This is a genomic window from Sphingorhabdus sp., assembly GCF_046154385.1.
Taxonomy (GTDB): domain Bacteria; phylum Pseudomonadota; class Alphaproteobacteria; order Sphingomonadales; family Sphingomonadaceae; genus Sphingorhabdus_B.
In genome coordinates, this window is record NZ_JBJXFW010000002.1 from 1 (window position 1) to 2,844 (window position 2,844).

Annotated in this window: 3 protein-coding genes; all 3 read right to left on the reverse strand. The window is 57.7% G+C overall.

Annotated elements, in window-relative coordinates:
• Positions 1-1,700, reverse strand: a 1,700-nt coding sequence (locus ACKVOS_RS00190) for an acetyl/propionyl/methylcrotonyl-CoA carboxylase subunit alpha (protein WP_409210001.1), incomplete at its 3' end; no start/stop codon positions are given.
• The gene (locus tag ACKVOS_RS00195) at positions 1,697-2,074 is read right to left on the reverse strand and encodes a hypothetical protein (protein ID WP_409210002.1); all 378 of its coding nucleotides are present in this window, start codon (positions 2,072-2,074) and stop codon (positions 1,697-1,699) included. The genes ACKVOS_RS00190 and ACKVOS_RS00195, both read right to left, overlap by 4 nt.
• Positions 2,075-2,085: 11 nt before the next feature.
• On the reverse strand, positions 2,086-2,844 hold a 759-nt coding region (locus ACKVOS_RS00200), incomplete at its 5' end, for a carboxyl transferase domain-containing protein (protein WP_409210003.1).

Genomic DNA, 2,844 nt, shown 5'->3' on the forward strand with positions numbered 1-2,844 from the left:
TCGACCGCGATGATACGGCCCGGCATGGGGGAGAGGATGGTGCCAGAGGAGACTCCCCCGCTCCCATTTCCGTAACTGTGATCAAGGGTCACGCCAAAACTTGCACCTTCGTTTGTTACCAAAGCAATATCAGTTCCAAGTGAAGACACGTAGGTTGTGTTCAAAAAATCGTCGGGCGCGACAATCGTGTAGCGTTCACCCCCCACCCGCATTCGAACGCGATAGTCTTTTTTGGTATTTAGCCTAAATGCCGTGAGTTCTAGTCCCCAAAGCTCCTCGCGGTCGTAAATCAACTGACAAGCCGCCATACGCAACATGTAATAATCGGGCTCGGTAATCACCGCGAGATCGTCAGCATGGTCAACGATGAACGATGTGCTGAGTTCGGCTTTCCGAAAACTAGCGTGATCCAATGCGCGATATAGGAATGCCGCGTTAGATTTCACTGGCCACATGGCCGTGCCATCAAGCGAACCGAGCAAGGAAGAAATTGCTCCTGCTCTATTGTCGTCATGCGCAATTATCTTCGCAATCATTGGATCATAATATTGGGAAACCACACATCCTTTTTCATAACCAGAGTCGACGCGTACATCGTCCTTCTGAAAAGCACATTTTTGCAGTCGGCCAGTGCTAGGAAGAAAGCCAGAGGCCGGATCTTCTGCATAGAGCCTTACTTCGATTGCGTGCCCGTTGATTTCAATCTCGTGCTGCTCAAGCGGTAGCCTTTCGCCGCTCGCCACCCTTAACTGCCATTCGACCAGATCGACGCCGGTGATTTCCTCGGTCACAGGATGCTCGACTTGCAACCGCGTGTTCATTTCCATGAACCAGATGCGGTCGGCGCGCAGGCCTTCGGATGCGTCGGCGATGAACTCGATTGTGCCTGCGCCGACATAGTCGACCGCCTTGGCCGCCTTCACCGCAGCCGCGCAAAGCTGTTCGCGGGTCGCTTCGTCCATGCCCGGCGCGGGGGCTTCCTCGATGACTTTTTGGTGGCGGCGTTGGAGCGAGCAATCGCGTTCGAACAAATGGACGATGTTGCCGTGGGTATCGCCAAACACCTGCACCTCGATATGGCGCGGGCGCTGGATATATTTCTCGATCAACACATGGGCATTGCCGAACGAGGCGGTAGCCTCACGCTGGCAACTGGCAAGCGCATCCGCGAAGTCGGCTGAGTCCTCAACCTTACGCATCCCCTTGCCGCCGCCGCCTGCGACCGCCTTGATGAGGACGGGATATCCGATTTCGGCGGCGCGTTCGCCAAGAAACGCAGGGTCCTGATTCTCGCCCATATAGCCGGGGGTGACGGGCACGCCCGCCTCGGCCATCAATTTCTTGGCCGCATCCTTCAGCCCCATCGCGGTGATGCTGGCGGGGCGCGGTCCGACCCAGACCAGACCTGCGTCGATCACGGCCTGCGCAAACTCGGCATTTTCGGACAGAAAGCCATAGCCCGGATGGATCGCCTCCGCCTTTGTGGCAAGCGCGGCGGCGATGATCTTCTCACCCACCAGATAGCTCTCCCGCGCCGGAGACGGCCCGATATGCACCGCCTCATCGGCCTGGCGCACATGCAACGCCTTGGCATCAGCATCCGAATAGACCGCAACGGTGCGAATGCCCATAGCGCGTGCGGTCCGGATGATCCGGCATGCAATCTCGCCGCGGTTGGCGATGAGGAGGGATTGGATCATTGCCAAAAACCTAACGATGCGACGAGCGCGGTACTGCCCCCAAGATAGCTTGCGGGAAAACGATAGAAAGGAATACGAGCCTTCGTGGTGGAGATAATGCTGACCGTTGAAACGCAAAATAAGAGCATAATGCTGACAATGACCACATCCGGATGCAATCGTCCGAGCGCAGCACAGAACAGCGTAATTGCCAAAATGAACAGCGCCCCGGTAACGATATGCCAACACAGATAGTTCAGCCAGATCGTTGCCTTAGGTAAATGTTCGTCCGCAGCGCGTAAGGGAGCCACGGCAAAACGAGTACCAACGAACGTGTGGACTACAAAGGTGAAGAAAGCCATGATCGCGGCAATTGTCCAAAACAGGTTTAGCACCTCTGTCCCCCTCACATCCGGAACACCCCAAAGCGAGGCGCCTCCTCAACTGGCGCATTTAACGCCGCCGCCAGCGCCAGCCCCAGGACATCGCGTGTCTGTGCCGGGTCGATAATCCCGTCATCCCACAGCCGCGCCGTGGCGTGATAGGGGTTGCCTTCGTCTTCATATTTCTGGCGAATGGGGGCTTTGAAAGACTCCGCCTCTTCCGGCGTCCATTTGTCGGCGTCGCGGTGGACGGTGGCCAGCACGCTCGCTGCCTGTTCGCCGCCCATCACCGAAATCCGCGCATTGGGCCAGGTGAAGAGGAAACGCGGGGAGTAAGCCCGCCCGCACATGCCGTAATTGCCCGCGCCGAAGCTGCCGCCGACGATCACGGTAAATTTCGGCACGCGCGCGCAGCTCACCGCTGTCACCATTTTCGCACCGTCCTTGGCGATGCCCTCCGCCTCATATTTGCCGCCAACCATGAAGCCGCTGATATTCTGGAGGAACAGCAAGGGTATCCGCCGCTGGCAGGCGAGTTCGATGAAATGCGCCCCCTTTTGCGCGCTTTCGCTGAACAACACGCCATTATTGGCAAGGATCGCGACCGGTATCCCCCAGATATGCGCAAAGCCGCAGACAAGCGTACCGCCGTAGAGCGCCTTGAACTCGTGAAACTCGCTGCTGTCGACTATCCGCGCGATGACTTCGTGGACGTCATAAGGCGCGCGGACGTCGTCGGGGATGACGCCATAAAGTTCTTCCGCGTCATATTTCGGCGGGCG